10 protein-coding genes, 2 pseudogenes and 1 riboswitch are annotated in these 16,953 nt (G+C 72.0%); of the genes and pseudogenes, 3 read left to right on the forward strand and 9 right to left on the reverse strand.

Annotated elements, in window-relative coordinates:
* Both ACWCYO_RS10130 and ACWCYO_RS10135 read left to right on the forward strand, forming a co-directional pair.
* A pseudogene (locus ACWCYO_RS10130) lies at positions 1-117 on the forward strand (ABC transporter ATP-binding protein); the annotation flags it as partial.
* 49 nt (positions 118-166) lie between these two features.
* Positions 167-2,722: an ABC transporter permease gene (locus tag ACWCYO_RS10135; RefSeq protein ID WP_270144569.1), complete on the forward strand. Its 2,556-nt coding sequence runs from the start codon at positions 167-169 to the stop codon at positions 2,720-2,722.
* A gap of 369 nt (positions 2,723-3,091) precedes the next feature.
* Here ACWCYO_RS10135 and ACWCYO_RS10140 read toward each other — a convergent pair whose 3' ends face one another.
* The 7 genes and pseudogenes from ACWCYO_RS10140 to ACWCYO_RS10170 form a co-directional block, all read right to left on the reverse strand.
* Positions 3,092-4,459, reverse strand: coding sequence for an NAD(P)/FAD-dependent oxidoreductase (locus ACWCYO_RS10140; protein ID WP_270144571.1), 1,368 nt, complete (start codon positions 4,457-4,459; stop codon positions 3,092-3,094).
* Between the two features lie 428 nt (positions 4,460-4,887).
* A complete protein-coding gene (locus tag ACWCYO_RS10145; protein ID WP_449783988.1) occupies positions 4,888-5,823 on the reverse strand; it encodes a Ppx/GppA phosphatase family protein in 936 nt (311 codons plus the stop codon).
* A gap of 167 nt (positions 5,824-5,990) precedes the next feature.
* Positions 5,991-6,512, reverse strand: a pseudogene (locus ACWCYO_RS10150) (DUF501 domain-containing protein); the annotation flags it as partial.
* The gene (locus tag ACWCYO_RS10155) at positions 6,484-6,972 is read right to left on the reverse strand and encodes an FtsB family cell division protein (RefSeq protein WP_270144573.1); all 489 of its coding nucleotides are present in this window, start codon (positions 6,970-6,972) and stop codon (positions 6,484-6,486) included. The pseudogene ACWCYO_RS10150 and the gene ACWCYO_RS10155, both read right to left, overlap by 29 nt.
* A 223-nt stretch (positions 6,973-7,195) precedes the next feature.
* Positions 7,196-8,482 carry a phosphopyruvate hydratase gene (gene eno, locus ACWCYO_RS10160; RefSeq protein ID WP_270144575.1) on the reverse strand — a complete coding sequence of 429 codons (1,287 nt, stop codon included), beginning with the start codon at positions 8,480-8,482 and terminating at the stop codon, positions 7,196-7,198.
* A 249-nt stretch (positions 8,483-8,731) separates the two neighbouring features.
* Positions 8,732-9,496, reverse strand: a complete 765-nt coding sequence (locus tag ACWCYO_RS10165) for a transglycosylase family protein (RefSeq protein WP_449783943.1) — start codon at positions 9,494-9,496, stop codon at positions 8,732-8,734.
* Between the two features lie 5 nt (positions 9,497-9,501).
* Positions 9,502-9,669: riboswitch (cyclic di-AMP (ydaO/yuaA leader) on the reverse strand.
* A 210-nt stretch (positions 9,670-9,879) separates the two neighbouring features.
* A complete protein-coding gene (locus tag ACWCYO_RS10170; RefSeq protein ID WP_270144578.1) occupies positions 9,880-11,196 on the reverse strand; it encodes a cytochrome P450 family protein in 1,317 nt (438 codons plus the stop codon).
* A 291-nt stretch (positions 11,197-11,487) separates the two neighbouring features.
* On the opposite strand from ACWCYO_RS10170, the gene ACWCYO_RS10175 reads away from it, so the two are divergent.
* Complete coding sequence (locus tag ACWCYO_RS10175) at positions 11,488-11,913, forward strand: SDR family NAD(P)-dependent oxidoreductase (RefSeq protein WP_270144580.1); 426 nt, start codon at positions 11,488-11,490, stop codon at positions 11,911-11,913.
* Positions 11,914-11,933: 20 nt separating this feature from the next.
* Here the strand turns inward: ACWCYO_RS10175 and ACWCYO_RS10180 are convergent, their stop codons facing one another.
* Together ACWCYO_RS10180 and mfd are read right to left on the reverse strand one after the other, a co-directional pair.
* Positions 11,934-12,971, reverse strand: coding sequence for a MazG family protein (locus ACWCYO_RS10180; RefSeq protein ID WP_270144583.1), 1,038 nt, complete (start codon positions 12,969-12,971; stop codon positions 11,934-11,936).
* A gap of 82 nt (positions 12,972-13,053) precedes the next feature.
* The gene (gene mfd / locus ACWCYO_RS10185; RefSeq protein ID WP_270144584.1) at positions 13,054-16,686 is read right to left on the reverse strand and encodes a transcription-repair coupling factor; all 3,633 of its coding nucleotides are present in this window, start codon (positions 16,684-16,686) and stop codon (positions 13,054-13,056) included.
* Positions 16,687-16,953 lie beyond the last annotated feature (267 nt).

The following is a 16,953-nucleotide window of genomic DNA, read 5'->3' on the forward strand; positions in this document are numbered from 1 at the left end:
GCCGACCGCGTCGTCTTCCTCGCCGACGGCCGGATCGTCGACGAACTCCACGCCCCCACCGCCGACACCGTCCTGGACCGCATGCGCCGCTTCGAGGCCAAGGGCCGCACCAGCTGACACTCAGGGCCCGTCTTCCCGACGCCTTCGAACCTCCCCAGGACACCTCATGTATCGCACCGCACTGCGCAATGTGCTGGCCCACAAGGGCCGACTGCTGATGACGGCGCTGGCCGTCATGCTCGGCACGGCGTTCGTCGCCGGCACCATGGTCTTCTCCGACACCTTCGGCAAGGCCCTGCGGGACAGCAACTCCAAGAGCTACTCGGACGTCGCCGTCCAGGTCGTCGACCGCTCGGCCGGCTCCCGCGCCTCCGCCAAGGAGAAGAGCGAGGGCGGCTCCGCAACGCTCACCGACGAAACCGTCCAGCAGCTGGCCGCGCTGCCGGGCGCGGCCGGTGCCCGCGGCGTGGCCGGCGGCTTCACCGGGGTCGCCGACAAGCAGGGCAACCTGATCGGCCAGGTCTGGGCCGCCAGGGGCGCCAACTTCGCGCCGGGCCAGGACGGCCGGGACCCGCGCTACCCGATGGCCGAGGGCCGGGGCCCGTCGAGCGCCAAGGAGATCGCCCTCGACCGCAAGACCGCCGAAAAGGCGGGCTACAAGGTCGGCGACACCGTGCGGGTGGCCGCCAACGGGCCGGTGATCGAGGCCCAGCTCACCGGCGTCTTCACCACCGACGACCCGGTGGTGAACACCGGTGGCACGCTCACCCTGTTCGACAAGGCCACCGCCCAGCAGACGCTGCTGGAGCCGGGCCGCTACAGCAGCATCGTGCTCACCGCCAAGCCCGGGACCTCCCAGGACGCGCTGCTCGCCCAGGTCGAGACCAAGGTGAGCGGTCGCCAGTTCGACGTCGAGACCGGCGCCAAGCTGCAGGCGGACGAGCAGGCGCAGATCGCCCAGGCCACCGACAGCATGCGCACCATGCTGCTGGTCTTCGCCTTCATCTCGCTCTTCGTCGGCATCTTCATCATCGCCAACACCTTCACCATGCTGGTCGCCCAGCGCACCAAGGAGCTCGCGCTGCTGCGGGCGATCGGCGCCAGCCGCAAGCAGGTGACCCGCTCGGTGCTGATCGAGGCGCTGCTGATCGGCACCGTCTCCGCGGCCGCCGGTCTGCTGGCCGGCGTCGGGATCGGCGCCGGGATGCAGTCCCTGATCGGCTCGCTGAACGAGAACATGCCGAACGGCTCGCTGGTGATCAAGCCGCTCACCGTCGTGGTGACCCTCCTGGTCGGCGTCCTGGTGACGGTCCTGTCCGCCCTGCTGCCGGCCGTGCGCGCCGCCCGGATCGCGCCGGTGGCGGCGATGAGCAGCGGTGACCAGCCGACCAGCCAGAAGAGCCTGGTGGTCCGCAACACCATCGGCGCGGTGCTGGCCGGCGGCGGCCTGGCGCTGATCGGCTACGGTGCCTCCACCGGCGACGACAGCGGCCGGCTGCCGGTCGGCGCGGGTGCCTTCCTGGCCCTGATCGGCGTGTTCGTGCTGCTGCCGCTGCTCTCCCGCCCGGTGGTCGCCCTGGTCGGCCCGCTGCTGCGGGCGCTGGGCGGCACCCCGGGCAAGCTCGCCCAGCAGAACGCGGTGCGCAACCCGCGCCGTACCGCGGCCACCGCCGCAGCGCTCACCATCGGGCTGACCCTGGTCACCGGTCTCACCGTGCTCGGCACCTCGATCGGCGACACCATCGACCGGGCCGTCACCAGGTCGATGAAGGCCGACTACATCGTCTCGACCGCCAACGGCATGAACCTCTCCGGGCAGGTGCCCGCCCAGATCGCCAAGGCCCCCGGGGTGGTGGCCTCCTCGCCGATGACCGCCGCGTACTGGAAGCTCGACGGCACCTCCAAGGCGATCACCGGTCTGGACGCGGCCGTCCTCGAGCAGCTCGCCGAGATCAGGCTGACCAGCGGTTCCACCGACGCGCTCGGCAAGGGCCAGCTGCTGGTGGACCAGGACGTCGCGACGAAGTTCAACGTCACCACCGGCTCGACGATGACCGCGACCTACCCGGACGGGTCCACCGGCCCGCTCACCGTCGGCGGCGTGTACGAGAAGGGCGGCATGCTCGGCCCGGTCCTGCTGGCCAACAGCGAGATCGCCAAGCACGATCCGAAGCCGTACGTCGCCGACGTCCTGGTCAAGGGCAAGGACGGCGCCACCGCCGCCCTCAAGCAGTCGCTCAAGGACGCCACCGGCGCCAACCCGGTGATCGAGGTCAAGTCCAAGCAGGACGTCCGGGACGACTTCAGCCAGGTCATCACCTTCGCGCTGAACCTGATGTACGGCCTGCTGGGCATGGCGGTCCTGATCGCCGTCCTGGGCGTGATCAACACGCTGGCCATGTCGGTCTTCGAGCGCAAGCGCGAGATCGGGATGCTGCGGGCGATCGGCCTGGACCGCCGCGGCATCAAGCGGATGGTCCGGCTGGAGTCGGTGGTGATCTCGCTCTTCGGCGCCGGGATCGGCCTGCTGCTCGGCTGCTTCATCGCCTGGGCGATCAACGGGACGCTGAAGTCCAGCCTGGCCGGGCTGACCACGGTCGTGCCGTACGGCCAGCTGGCGGTGTTCCTGGGTCTGGCCGGGCTGGTCGGCCTGGTGGCCGCGATCTGGCCGGCCCGCCGGGCGGCCAAGCTGGACATCCTGGCGAGCATCAAGACCGACTGACGCCCGGTCCGTCCGCAGTTCGCCCGCTCGCCTCCGCCCGGAGGTGAGCGGGCGAACTGCCGCCCCGAGCCGAAGGGCCGCGCCGGTGCCGCAAGGGAGAAGCGAGGGAGCGACGGTGGGGGTACCCCCGGCCGAAGGCTGGGGGAGAGCGAGGGAGCGCCGACCGTCGGCACCGGGCCCGAAGCGGCCCGGAGGCGAGTGGGCGAATAACAGAGAGCCCCTGCCGAGGGTTCGGCAGGGGCTCTCTACTGCTGTACTCCGCCCGGTCGCACGGCCGGCTGAGCACCACGGAGGTCGTGGTCCGGCGACACTGCCGGGCGGAGGGCCTCCGACTCATACCCCGGCGCTCCCACACCGGGGTCCAGTCGCTTACTTGCTGGCGAGCTCCTTGTCGGCGGCCGGCTCGGCGGCCTCGACGGGCTTGGTGGGCGGCGTGACCTCCTGGATCGGAAGCTGCGGGTTCTCCATCTGGGAGAGGCCCACCGCCTCGCGCTTCAGGAACATCGCGAGGGTCCAGTCGGTGAAGACGCGGACCTTGCGGTTGAAGGTCGGAACCATCGCGCCGTGGTACAGGCGGTGGAACCACCAGGCCGGACGGCCCTTCAGCTTGTACTTGCCGAAGAGGATCGCCACGCCCTTGTGCAGGCCGAGACCGGCGACCGCACCCAGGTTCTTGTGCTTGTACTCCTTCTGCGGGAAGCCCCGCATGCCGGAGATCACGTTGTCACCGAGGACGACGGCCTGGCGGCAGGCGTGCTGGGCGTTCGGCGGGCACCAGGCGCCCTCGCCGGCGGCGAGGTCCGGGACCTGGGCGTTGTCGCCGGCGGACCAGACGTAGTCGAAGCCCTGGACCTGCAGGGTCGGCGCGGTGTCGACGTGGCCGCGCGGGCCCAGCGGCAGGCCGAAGTTGGCCAGCACCGGGTTCGGCTTCACGCCGGCCGTCCACACGATGGTGGCGGCGTCCATCTCCATGCCGTTCTTCAGCATGACGTGGCCGTCGACGCAGGAGTCCATCGAGGTCTCGATGTAGACCTCGATGTTGCGCTCCTCGAGCTTCTCCTTGGTCCACAGACCGAGGTCCGGGCCCATCTCGGGGAGGATGCGGTTGGCGGCCTCGACGACGACGAAGCGCATGTCGTCGCGGCTGACCGTCTTGTACAGCTTCGACGCGTCGCGCGCCATGTCCTCGATCTCGGCGACCGTCTCGATGCCGGCGAAGCCACCGCCGATGACGACGAAGGTCAGGGCCTTGCGGCGGACCTCCGGGTCGGTGGTGGACTCGGCCTTGTCGAGCTGGGCCATGACGTGGTTGCGGAGGCCGATGGCCTCCTCGACCGTCTTCATGCCGATGCCGTTCTCCGCCAGACCCGGGATCGGGAAGGTGCGGGAGACCGAACCGGTCGCGACGACCAGGTACTCGAAGGGCAGCTCGTAGCTGTCGCCGGCCGCCGGCTGGATGGTGGCGACCTTGCGGGCGTGGTCGATGCCGGTGACGGACCCGGTCAGCACCTCCGCCTGCTTGAGGGTCTTGCGCAGCGGCGCGACGAGGTTGCGAGGCGCGACGTTGCCGCCGGCCGCCTCGGGGAGGAAGGGCAGGTACGTCATGTACGACCGCGGGTCCACGACCGTGACGGTCGCTTCGCCGTAGCGCATCTTCTTGAGGATGCGCATCGCGGCATACAGGCCGACGTAACCACCGCCGACAATGAGGATGCGAGGACGCTCCGTGGTGCTCATATCCGAAAGTATCCAGCACCGTCCGGAGCAGCCTTCGTGAGCCCGGTCACAAGCTCATGGACACCCCGTGCTACACTACGCGCCCGCAAAAACGGCACCGGCGCACCGGCTCACGACCCCCGGAGGCCCGTCGTGAACGCGCGCCGGAGCACTACCCGGCTGAGCAGCAACGATCCGCACAGGGCCCGGGTTCCCGCTCGTGATTTCGATTTTCAAACCCCAACCGGTCCTGACCTGCGATCCAGCGGACCTCACCGAGGGTAGGCCTTCGGTCCCACAATTCGGACGTAGCGGGCGGCGGGGTGGGGCGAATGACCCGATCGCCATGTGAAGAAATTCACGAACTTTCCCGCCCGCCCCCGGGCGCGCCGCGGCCCCGACGCCCGGAAACGGGGCGACGGGGCCGGTGGAGTAAGCACTGCGGGCGGTCAGGAGGCCGTACTCCAGGCGATGCCGTCCAGGATGTCGTGCTCGCTCACGACCAGCTCGGCGGCGCCGGTGCGGTCCATGATCTCCAGCAGCTCCAGCGCGCCGGCCGCGATCACGTCCACCCGGCCCGGGTGCATCGACGGGATGGCCGCCCGCTCGGCGTGGGTGGCGGCCAGCAGCTCGCGGGCGATCTCCGCGACCCGCTCGCGGCTGAGCCGGGAGTGGTGGATCCGCGCCGAGTCGTACTCGGGCAGGTCCTGGGCGATCGCGGACACCGTGGTGACCGTCCCCGCCAGGCCCACCAGGGTGGCCGCGCCGGTCAGCGGGACGACCTCCTCGGCCTTGTCCAGCTCGGCCCGCACGTGCGCCCGGGCCTGCTCGATCTGCTCCTCGGAGGGCAGCTCGGCGCCGGCGAAGTGCCGCTCGGTCAGCCGCACGCAGCCGATGTCCACCGAGCGCGCGGCCTGCACGTCCGCCCCCCCGAGCACGAACTCGGTGGAGCCGCCGCCGAGGTCGAAGACCAGGTAGGGAGCGGGGAACTGGCCACCGGTCAGCTCCTTGGTGGCGCCCACGAAGGACAGGTGCGCCTCCTCCTTGCCGCTCACCACCTCCGGCTCGACGCCCAGGATGTCGCGCACGCCCTTGACGTACTCGTCGCTGTTCTCGGCGTCCCGGGAGGCGCTGGTGGCGACGAAGCGGGTGCGCTCCGGGCCGACGCCGAAGCCGGTGATGATCTCCCGGTACTCCCGGCAGGCCGCGAAGGTGCGGGCCAGCGCGTCCGGGTGCAGCCGGCCGGTCCGGTCCACGCCCTGGCCCAGCCGGTTGATGATCATCCGGCGGTCGAGGTCGGTGATCTCGCCCGTGTCCGGGTCGAGGTCGGCGACCAGCAGCCGGATCGAGTTGGTGCCGCAGTCGATCGCGGCCACCCGGGTCATGCTCACTCGGACTCCTGCTCCGCCGTGCCGGCTTCCGAGGTCGTGGCCTCGGCGGCGCGCTTCTTGGCGGCGCGCTCCGCGGTCTTCTGCTGCTTGGCCGCGATCACGGCCTCGTGGTCCTGCTCCTTGGCGCGGTTGCGGGCGACCCGCTCACCGGCGGCTTGGACCTCGGCCGGGGAGACGCACGGGCCCTTGGCCCACCAGTCCTCCAGCATGCCGATCGCCTCGTCGCCGAGCGGGTTGACGCCCTCGCCGGCCGCCAGCGAGTGGCCGACCAGCACGTGCAGGCACTTCACCCGGTCCGGCATGCCGCCGGCGCTCGGGAAGCCCTCCAGCACCTCGATCGCGTCGCGCCGGGCGATGTAGTCCTCGTGCGCCCTCTGGTAGGCGGCGGCCAGCTCCGGGTCCTCGGCGAGCCGGGCGGTCTGGTCCTTCATCACGCCCTCCGCCTCCAGGGTGCCGATCAGCGAGGCGGCCTTGGGGCAGGTCAGGTAGTACAGCGTCGGGAACGGCGTGCCGTCCGGCAGGCGGGGGGCCGTCTCCACGACGTCGGGGTTGCCGCAGGGGCAGCGGTGCGCCACACCGCGCAGGCCGCGCGGCACCCGGCCGAGCTGGGCGGCGATGGCCGCGACGTCGGCGTCGGAGACGGCGGGGTGGTTCTCAGTGGTCATGGGGGGTGGGGTCTCCAACGGGGGACGGTGGGAGCGGACGGGGGGTCGCGGGGGCCAGCGCGGCGGTGTCGGTGTCGGCGGCGTCCACCGAGTCCCAGATGCTGGCGTACCAGGGCTTGGCGGCCTTCGCCGGGCCCGCCGCCGCGTCGGCGGAGGGGGTGGCCGTGGTGGCGGAGGCGGACGGCTGGGCGACCGCGCCGGACGGGTCCACCGCGATGTACGGGGTCTCCCCCGGCACCGCGTAGTGCAGCCGGGCGCGGGCCTGCGCCTTGACGTACTCCGGATCCTGCCAGCGGGCCTTGTCCCGGCGCAGCTGATCGACCTGCTGGCGCGCGTGGTCGGCCTTCGCCCGCTGGGCGGAGATCTCGGCGCGCTGGGAGATGAACTGCCGCGTCGGGTAGGCCAGGATCGCCACCAGCGAGCAGAGCACCAGGACGAGGACGGTCGCCCGGCTCGTGAACCGAGGCCGGGCCGCCAAGCCCGGGATCCTCCAGCCAGCCATCTCCCGTATCCCCTCCTGGTCGCGACGGTGCCCCGCCGTCCACCCTACGGGGTGTGCGGCGGGGCACCGGTCAGGCTTGCGCTACCGGGGGCCCTCGGCCCCCTGGTTTTCGGCCTGCGTGTTCTCAGCCCTCGTACTTGCTGTGCTCATTGCTCCGCAGAGCGACTGTGCTTACTGGTCCGCAGAGCGACTGAGCTCATTACTCCGCAGAGCGGAAGCGCGGGAACGCGCCGCGGCCGGCGTACTCGGCGGCGTCGTCGAGGATCTCCTCGATGCGCAGCAGCTGGTTGTACTTGGCGACGCGCTCGGAGCGGGCCGGGGCACCGGTCTTGATCTGGCCGCAGTTGGTGGCGACGGCCAGGTCGGCGATGGTGACGTCCTCGGTCTCGCCGGAGCGGTGCGACATCATGCAGCGGTAGCCGTTGCGCTGGGCCAGCTCGACGGCGTCCAGGGTCTCGGTCAGCGAGCCGATCTGGTTCACCTTCACCAGCAGGGCGTTGGCGGTGCCGGTCTCGATGCCCTTGGCCAGGCGGGCCGGGTTGGTGACGAACAGGTCGTCGCCGACCAGCTGGACCTTGTCGCCCAGCTTGACGGTCATGGCCTTCCAGCCGTCCCAGTCCGACTCGTCCAGCGGGTCCTCGATGGAGACCAGCGGGTAGGCCTCGACCAGCTCGGAGTAGTACTCGATGAGCTCGGCGGACGAGAGGGCCTTGCCCTCGAACTGGTAGGCGCCGTCCTTGTAGAACTCGGAGGCGGCGACGTCCAGGGCCAGCGCGACGTCGCGGCCGGGCACGTAGCCGGCCTTCTGGATGGCCTCGGTGATCAGGTCCAGGGCCTCGCGGTTGCTGTCCAGGTTCGGCGCGAAGCCGCCCTCGTCGCCGAGGCCGGTGGACAGGCCGCGCTCCTTCAGCACGCCCTTGAGGGTGTGGTAGACCTCGACGCCCCAGCGGACGGCCTCGGAGAAGGACTCCGCGCCGATCGGGGCGATCATGAACTCCTGGATGTCGACGTTGGAGTCCGCGTGCGAGCCGCCGTTGAGGATGTTCATCATCGGGACCGGCAGGACGTGCGCGTTCGGGCCGCCCAGGTAGCGGAACAGCGGCAGGTCGCTGGCCTCCGAGGCGGCGTGCGCGACGGCCAGCGAGACGCCCAGGATGGCGTTGGCGCCGAGCGAGGACTTGTCCGGGGTGGCGTCCAGGTCGAGCATGGCCTGGTCGATCAGGCGCTGCTCGGTGGCGTCGTAGCCGACCAGCTCCGGGCCGATCTGCTCGATGACGGCCAGGACGGCCTTCTCCACGCCCTTGCCGAAGTAGCGGTTCTTGTCACCGTCGCGCAGCTCCAGCGCCTCGAAGGCGCCGGTCGAGGCACCCGACGGAACAGCGGCACGACCCGTGCTGCCGTCGTCGAGGCCGACCTCGACCTCGACCGTGGGGTTGCCGCGGGAGTCGAGGATCTCACGGGCTACGACGACATCGATGGACGGCACGAGGCATCTCCTTGCGGAAGCAGGGTCCGGCTGACGGTGGTGCTGTCGGCCGGAGGATTGCGGAGTCGTTACGACCAGAGCCTAACCGCCCGGGCTCCCGGGACCACGTCCACCTCGGTTCCGTCTCAGCGTGTGGCCCCGCTACCCACCGGTAGTTCACCTGCTTGTCCCAGCTTGTCCCCCCGGGGCGGGCGAATGCGGACGAAGGGGGCCGACCGGTCGGTCGGCCCCCTCGTCGGGCGTCAGATGTCAGCCGAGGTGCAGGACCTGGCCGGGCACGATCAGGTTCGGGTCGCCGCCGACCGTGCCGCGGTTGCCGTCGTACAGCGCCTGCCAGCCGCCCTGCACGCCCTGGGCGGCGGCGATGCCCGACAGGGTGTCACCGGCGCGGACGGTGTAGTCGTGGCCGGTCGCGGCGGACGGGGCCGGCTGGGCGGCGCGCGGGGCGGCGTGCTTCGGGGCGTACTGCTTGGCCGTCGGCTGTTCGGCGGGCTGCTCGGCCTGCTTCGGGGCGGCGTGCTTCGGCTTGTACTGCTGGACCGGCTTCGCGGCGGCCTTGGGAGCCTGCTCCTTGGGCGCCGCCTGCTGCTTCTGGGCCTTGGTGTCCGAGGAGGTGTCCACGGCCGCCGGGGCGCCGCCCTTGCTCAGGCCGGCCTTCAGCGAGCAGACCGGCCAGGCGCCCGGGCCCTGCGAGGCGAGCACCTTCTCGGCGACGGCGATCTGCTGCCCCTTGCTGGCCTGGTTGGCCTGCGCGGCGTAGGCGGTGCCGCCGTACGCCTTCCAGGTGCTGGAGGTGAACTGCAGGCCGCCGTAGAAGCCGTTGCCGGTGTTGATGCCCCAGTCGCCGCCGCTCTCGCACTGGGCGACGGAGTCCCAGGCGGAGGCCGGGGCGGCGGAGGCGCCGGTGGCGGTGAGGAGCGGCAGCGCGAGTCCGACGCCGGCCACACCGGCGACGGCGATGGCCTTCTCGGCCTGGGTGCGACGACGATGACGGCCAGTTCCAACGAACAGCATGAAGAGGTCCCTCTCCGCACGCCTGCGAGGTGAGCTGTCGGGTTCGGACCGGGAGGTGGCCCGGCCGCCGTCGGCGGAATCGATTCCGCTCGGGCGGCTTCACCCCAAGCCGTGGAGGAACGGCAACAAACCTGGTTCCCCCGCCCCTGCCCAGGGTCTGGTCGGTTTCCCGTGGCGCGGCGGGCAGGATTCGGCGTTCCGCGCACGAGGTCCGCAGCTGCGAACTCCAGGGAGACTAGACAGATCCTCAGACCAATCACAAGCTCATATCGCCGACATCACACAAAAATTACGGCCCGTGATCGATCGCCTACCAACGGCGGAGCTTTGTCCGGTTTGATGGCCCTTCATACTGCTGCCAACCGCGCAATCGCGACGCCACGTCAGTGTGTCGGCGGCTCAGGAAGGGCGTGCGGAGAGCGGATCTCCGGACTGAATTCGACCGGAAGTTCGCGCAATCCACGCATGATCAGACCGCCGCGCCAGCGCAGATTCTCCGGGGTTTCGGCCAGTCGCAGATCGGGCAGCCGGGACAGCAGCGTGGCCAGCGCGGACCGCCCCTCGAGCCGGGCCAGCGGGGCACCGATGCAGTAGTGGATGCCGTGTCCGAAACCCAGGTGGGGGTTGTCGCTCCGGGCCAGGTCGAGGGTGTTCTCGTCGGCGAACCGGGCCGGGTCGCGGTCCGCCGCCGCCAGCACCACCAGCACCGGGTCGCCGACCGGGATGTCCACCCCGCCGATGGTCAGCGGCGCGGTCGCGAACCGCCAGGTCGCCAGCTCCACCGGCCCGTCGTAGCGCAGGAGTTCCTCGATCCCGGTCTCCAGCAGCGCCGTCTCGCCGCGGGCCACCGACTCCTGCAGCAGCGCCCGCTGCCCCGGGTTGCGCAGCAGCGCGTACGTCCCGTTGCCGATCAGGTTGACCGTCGTCTCGAAGCCGGCGAAGAGCAGGATGAAGGCCATCGCGGCGGCCTCGTTCTCGGTCAGGTGCTCGCCGTGGTCGCTGGCCCGGATCAGACCGGAGATCAGGTCGTCGCCGAGGTCGGCCCGCTTGCGGTGGATCAGCTCCAGCAGGTACGCCCGCATCCGCTTCACCGCCCGCCCCACGCCGCCGCGTTGGCTGCCGCCGTGACCCGGCTTCGTGTGTCGCAGCATCATTCCGGCCCAGTCGCGGAAGTCGTCCTGGTCCTCGGCCGGCACGCCCAGCATGTCGCAGATCGCGTAGATGGGGAGCGGGAAGGCGAACTCGTGGATCAGGTCCGCCGAGCCGCGCTGAGCGAAGCCGTCGATCAGCCGGTCGGTCAGCTGCTGTACCCGCGGCTCGAACTCGGCCACCCGGCGCGGGGTGAACGCCTTCGACACCAGGCGGCGCAGCCGGGTGTGGTCCGGCGGGTCGATGTTCAGCAGGTGGGTCATCAGGTCCGCCTGCCGCTCCCCCGGGATGCCCACCCGGCCGGTGCGGTGCGCCTGTTCGCTGTGGTGCGCCGGGTTCTTCGACAGCCGGCTGTCCGCGAGCGCCTGCCGGGCGTCCGCGTACCTGGTCACCAGCCAGGCCTCCACCCCGCTCGGCAGCTTGGTGCGGTGCACCGGGGCGTGCTCGCGCAGCCAGGCGTAGGCGGGGTACGGGTCGGCCGCGAACTCCCAGGTGAAGAGCGGCGGGGCGGGCTGGGCGGCGGGCTGGGCGCCGTCGGGCTGAGCAGGCATGGGTCGACCGTAACCGCTGGACCGGCGGCGCCCGGACGACCGCCCGGACGCCGCCGGTTCGCGAACCGTTCGTGAGCGGCGCACGAGCGGTGCGCGGGCGGCGCGCCAACACTGCGTGGACGCCCGGTGGACGGTCCGTGGACGGTCCTTGGACAGCTCTTGGCCGGGTGGCGGGCGTGAGTCTGGTCACCTGCGGGGTAATCCCTGTTGCGGAGGGTCAGGACGTGCCTACGATCCTCCGCAGTGTGCGTGGGCGCCGGTGCGGTGTCGCCCACAGGGAGGAGCGGACCAATGAGGGTCAGCGGGGCAGTCGTCGTCATCGCGGTACTCGACGGCGGGTCGGGAGCCGACCTCGCGCGCCGGTTCACCGCGGCCGGCGCCGCCGGGATGCTGATCGCCGACCAGCACGTCGGGATCGCCGAGGACCTCGCCGCCGAACTCGACCGGCCGGGCTGCCCCGTGGTGGGCGTCTCCGGCGACATCCGCCGGCCCAGCGACGTCGCCGCCCTGGTCGACACCGCCGAGAAGCACCTCGGACCGATCGACCTGTTCTGCGTGGCCGGCCCGAAGGGCGAGCGGATCGTCTCCCTCGCCGACCTGCCCGACCACCTCGACCTGGAGCGCCTCGCCGAACTGGTCGCGCTGATCGGTGAGGCGATCGGCGAACTCGTCCCGCCGCAGCGGCGCCCCGCCGGGAGCACCGCCACGGCGGCCTGAGCCGTCACCGGCCCGCGCCGCTACTCCGGCTCGAGCCCCTCGGCCGCGCGCACCGCGTCCCGGTAGCCGCGCGCGGCCGAGCGCAGCGCCGCGTCCACGTCCACCCCGGCGTCGTGCGCCCGCTGCGCCACCGCGAGCAGCAGCCGGCCCGCCGACTCCGCGGTCAGCTCGGCGGGCAGCTCGTACGGCTCGTCCGGCACCCCGGTGAAGCCCGCCCGGCGCACCCGGGACACCAGCTTCGCCGCGTACGCCAGCGCGGGCAGCCCGGCCGGCACGCCGTCCAGGACGGACTCCCGGTCCGCCTTCTCGGCCGCCTTCAGCTGCTCCCAGTTCGCCTCCACCTCGGCGGCGCCCTCGGCCTCGACGTCCCCGAACACGTGCGGGTGCCGGTACACCAGCTTCTCCACGATGTCCCCGGCCACGTCGTCGATGGTGAACGGCTCGGTGGGGTGCTCCTCGGCGATCCGGGAGTGGAAGAACACCTGCAGCAGCACGTCCCCCAGCTCCTCGCGCAGGGTGTCCCGGTCCCCCTCCTCGATCGCCTCGACCAGCTCGTAGGCCTCCTCGACCAGGTACTTCACCAGGCTCTCGTGGGTCTGCTCGGCATCCCACGGGCAGCCGCCGGGCGAGCGCAGCCGGTCCATCACCGAGGCGAGGTCCAGCAACCGCGCCCCCGGCAGGTCGTACGAGCCCGGCAGCACCTCGATCTCCGGCACCTCGCCGGCGTGCTCCACCGCGAGGCGGGCCAGCGCGTCCGTCAGCCCCGGATCCCCGTCCGGGCCGCCCAGCCACACCGTCGGTCCGGCGTCGGCCGGCTGCCCGGTCAGCAGCCGCGCCAGGGCCGGCGCCGACCCGGCCGGCACCACCTCGACCGCCACCCCGGCCTGCCGCACCGCCGCCACCTGCGGATGCCCCTCGTCGGCCACCAGCACCCGCCCCGCGGAGCGCAACGCCTCCCAGGCCGGCCACGCCAGCAACCCGGGGGCCACCCGGTGGGTGGTGGTCAGCAGGATCAACTTCGCGCCCGGAGCGTTCGTCGGCACAGCATTCGTCGTCACCCCTCGAACCTACCCGCCCCGGACCGACGACGGCGGCCCCGGACCGGGCCCGGGACCGCCGTGAACCGCCGACCGGCAGGCGCTACTTCTTCGCCCCCGCCAGGTCGTCGAACATCGCCGACAGGAACTCGGTGCACCAGCCCAGCAGCTCCCGCCCGACCAGCGGCTTGCCGCCGATCCGCCCGGTGCTCGGCCGCGGCACCAGCAACTGCCGGGCCGCCGCCTTGACCTGGCTACGCGGGTAGAGCCGGTTCAGCCGCAGCTGCTGGGACTCGCGCAGCTCCACCGGGCCGAAGCGGACGTTCGCGCCCTGCAGGGTGATGTCCGAGATCCCGCACCGCCGGGCGTACAGCCGCAGTGCGGCGACCAGCAGCAGGTTCTCCACCGGCTCGGGCAGCTTCCCGTAGCGGTCCACGAGTTCGTCCCGGACCTGCTGGATGTCCGCCTCCGAGTTGACCGCCGCGATCGAGCGGTAGGCCTGCAGCCGCAGCCGCTCGCCGGGCGCGTAGTCGTGCGGCACGTGGGCGTCGACCGGCAGCTCGATCTTCACTTCCAGCGGCTCCTCCTCCGGCTCCGCGCCGCCGTTGGCCAGCGACTCGCGGAACTCGGCCACCGCCTCGCCGACCATCCGCATGTAGAGGTCGAAGCCGACCCCCGCGATGTGCCCGGACTGCTCGCCGCCGAGCAGGTTGCCGGCGCCGCGGATCTCCAGGTCCTTCATCGCGACGTACATGCCGGCGCCCATCTCGGTGTGCTGGGCGATGGTGGCCAGGCGCTCGTGCGCGGTCTCGGTGAGCGGCTTCTCCGGCGGGTACAGCATGTACGCGTAGCCGCGCTCGCGGCCGCGGCCGACCCGGCCGCGCAGCTGGTGCAGCTGGGAGAGGCCGAAGGTGTCGCCGCGCTCGACGATCAGGGTGTTGGCGTTGGAGATGTCGATGCCGGACTCCACGATCGTGGTCGACACCAGGACGTCGAACTCCTTCTCCCAGAAGTCCACGACGACCTTCTCCAGCTGGGTCTCCCCCATCTGCCCGTGCGCGGTGGCGATCCGCGCCTCGGGCACCAGGTCCTTCAGCCGGGCGGCCGCCTTGTCGATCGACTCCACCCGGTTGTGGATGTAGAACACCTGGCCCTCGCGCAGGAGTTCACGCCGGATCGCGGCCGAGATCTGCTTCTCGTCGTACGGGCCGACGAAGGTCAGCACCGGGTGCCGCTCCTCCGGCGGGGTGGTGATGGTGGACATCTCGCGGATGCCGGTGACCGCCATCTCCAGGGTGCGCGGGATCGGGGTCGCGGACATGGTGAGCACGTCCACGTTGGCGCGCAGCTTCTTCAGCTGCTCCTTGTGCTCGACGCCGAAGCGCTGCTCCTCGTCGACGATGACCAGGCCGAGGTCCTTGAACCTGGTCTCGGAGGAGAACAGCCGGTGGGTGCCGATCACGACGTCCACCGAGCCCTCGAACAGCCCCTCCAGGACGGCCTTGGCCTCGCTGTCGGTCTGGAAGCGGGACAGCGCCTTCACGGTGACCGGGAAGTTGGCGTAGCGCTCGGCGAAGGTGGAGAAGTGCTGCTGCACCAGCAGCGTGGTCGGCACCAGCACCGCCACCTGCTTGCCGTCCTGCACCGCCTTGAACGCAGCGCGCACGGCGATCTCGGTCTTGCCGTAGCCGACGTCGCCGCAGATCAGCCGGTCCATCGGGACGGACTTCTCCATGTCGGACTTGACCTCGGCGATGGTGGTCAGCTGGTCCGGCGTCTCCGCGTACGGGAAGGCGTCCTCCAGCTCGCGCTGCCACGGGGTGTCCGGCCCGAAGGTGTGGCCGGGCGCGGCCATCCGCGCCGAGTAGAGCCTGATCAGGTCGGCGGCGATCTCCTTGACGGCCTTCTTGGCGCGCTGCTTGGTCTTCGCCCAGTCCGCGCCGCCGAGCCGGTGCAGCGTCGGGGCCTCGCCGCCGACGTACTTGGTGACCTGGTCGAGCTGGTCGGTCGGCACGAACAGCCGGTCGCCGGGGTGGCCGCGCTTGGCGGGGGCGTACTCCAGCACCAGGTACTCGCGGGTGGCGCCCTGGACGGTGCGCTGCACCATCTCGACGTACCGGCCGACCCCGTGCGCCTCGTGCACCACGTAGTCGCCGGCCACCAGGGCGAGCGGGTCGATCGCGTTGCGGCGCCGGGAGGGCATCCGGCGCATGTCCTTGGTGGAGGACTTCTGGCCGGACAGGTCGGTCTCGGTGATGACCGTCAGCTTGAGGTTCTCGTCCACGAAGCCGTGCTCGATCGAGCCGCAGGAGACGTACACGACGTCCCGGGTGGGCGCCTCGGCGAGGTCGGCGACCAGCCGGGCCGGGATGCCCTCGTTGCCCAGCACCTCGGCCAGCCGGGAGGCGGGCCCGTGGCCCTCCGTCACCATGACCACCCGCCAGTCGGCGGCCAGCCGCTCCTTGGCGTCGGCGATCGCCCGGGCGGTGTCACCCCGGTAGGCCTCGACGGCGTGCATACCGAGGGTCAGCGTGTTGGCGTCGAACTCCAGGATCCCGTCGACCGTCGACTCGCTGGTCGCGAACGGGCTGACCGACCACCAGGGCAGCCCGATCTCGGCGGCGTGCTCGCGCACCTCGGCGAGCGAGCGCAGCGAGGCGGCGGAGACGTCGATGGTCTCCAGATCGATCGGCCGGTCGCCGCCGGCCGCCGCGGCGACCCAGGAGGCCTGCAGGAACTCCTGGCTGGTGGCCACCAGGTCGGCGGCCCGGGTCCGCACCCGCTCCGGGTCGCAGACCACCGCGACCGAGCCGAGCGGCAGCACGTCGACCAGCAGCTCCATGTCGTCCACCAGCACCGGCGCCAGCGACTCCATGCCCTCGACCGCGATGCCCTCGGCGATCTTGTCCAGGATCTCGGCCAATCCGGGCTGCTCGGCGGACAGTTCGGCGGCCCGGGCGCGCACCTGGTCGGTCAGCAGCAGCTCGCGGCAGGGCGGCGCCCACAGCCCGTGCTCGGCGATCTCCAGCGAACGCTGGTCGGCGACCTTGAAGTACCGGATCTCCTCGACGTCGTCGCCCCAGAACTCCACCCGCAGCGGGTGCTCCTCGGTCGGCGGGAAGACGTCCAGGATGCCGCCGCGGACGGCGAACTCGCCGCGCTTCTCGACCAGTTCGACCCGTGCGTAGGCGGCTGCGGCGAGCCGGCGGGCCACCTCCTCCAGGTCGTGCGACTCCCCGCGCTGGACGGCCACCGGCTCCAGCTCGGCCAGCCCCTTGACCTGCGGCTGGAGCACCGAGCGGACCGGGGCGACGATCACCTGCACCGGTCCGGCCGCCGGGTCGTCCGCCCGCGGGTGCACGATCCGGCGCAGCACGGCCAGCCGGCGGCCGACGGTGTCCGAGCGGGGCGACAGCCGCTCGTGCGGCAGGGTCTCCCAGGCCGGGTACTCGGCGACCGCGTCGGCGGGCAGCAGCGAGCGCAGCGAGGCGGCCAGGTCCTCGGCCTCCCGGCCGGTGGCGGTGACGGCGAGCACCGGTCGGCCGCGGTCACCGGCGGCCTGCCCGGCCAGCGCGCGGGCCAGCGCGGCGATCGCGAACGGCCGGGCGGCGGGCGGTCCGACCAGGTCCAGGTGGCGGCGTCCGCCGGCCGCGGCTCCGGTGGCGGTGGCCGCCTCGATCGCCTCGGCGAGCGCCGCGTCCCGCGCGACGACATCGAGCAGTCCGGTCAGGCTCATCTGGGGTCTCTTCTTCGTCCCGTGGCTGGTGCTGCCTCCGGGCGGCGAGAGGCCCGCCGGGGCAACGCGAACGGCCCGGCACGCCGAGCGGCCGGGGGTCTCCAGCCTACGCCGCGGCACGGACGGGCACGCGGCGTAGGACCCGGGCGCGGCCGCGGCGTCCGGCACCGCAGCGGGCGGGGACGAACCGCACCCGCCGCACCGCCGGGGACACGACCGCGGGCGAACCACTGGACGGAACACCGGCCTGGCGGTGGACGAACCGGC

The organism is Kitasatospora sp. NPDC001683 (assembly GCF_053596495.1).

Bases quoted from the DNA above. Each gene is read 5' to 3' on its own strand.
- ACWCYO_RS10135 (WP_270144569.1), top strand. From the start codon at position 167: ATGTATCGCACCGCACTGCGCAATGTGCTGGCCCACAAGGGCCGACTG.
- ACWCYO_RS10140 (WP_270144571.1), bottom strand. From the start codon at position 4,459: ATGAGCACCACGGAGCGTCCTCGCATCCTCATTGTCGGCGGTGGTTAC.
- ACWCYO_RS10145 (WP_449783988.1), bottom strand. From the start codon at position 5,823: ATGACCCGGGTGGCCGCGATCGACTGCGGCACCAACTCGATCCGGCTG.
- ACWCYO_RS10165 (WP_449783943.1), bottom strand. From the start codon at position 9,496: ATGCTGTTCGTTGGAACTGGCCGTCATCGTCGTCGCACCCAGGCCGAG.
- ACWCYO_RS10170 (WP_270144578.1), bottom strand. From the start codon at position 11,196: ATGCCTGCTCAGCCCGACGGCGCCCAGCCCGCCGCCCAGCCCGCCCCG.
- ACWCYO_RS10175 (WP_270144580.1), top strand. From the start codon at position 11,488: ATGAGGGTCAGCGGGGCAGTCGTCGTCATCGCGGTACTCGACGGCGGG.
- mfd (WP_270144584.1), bottom strand. From the start codon at position 16,686: ATGAGCCTGACCGGACTGCTCGATGTCGTCGCGCGGGACGCGGCGCTC.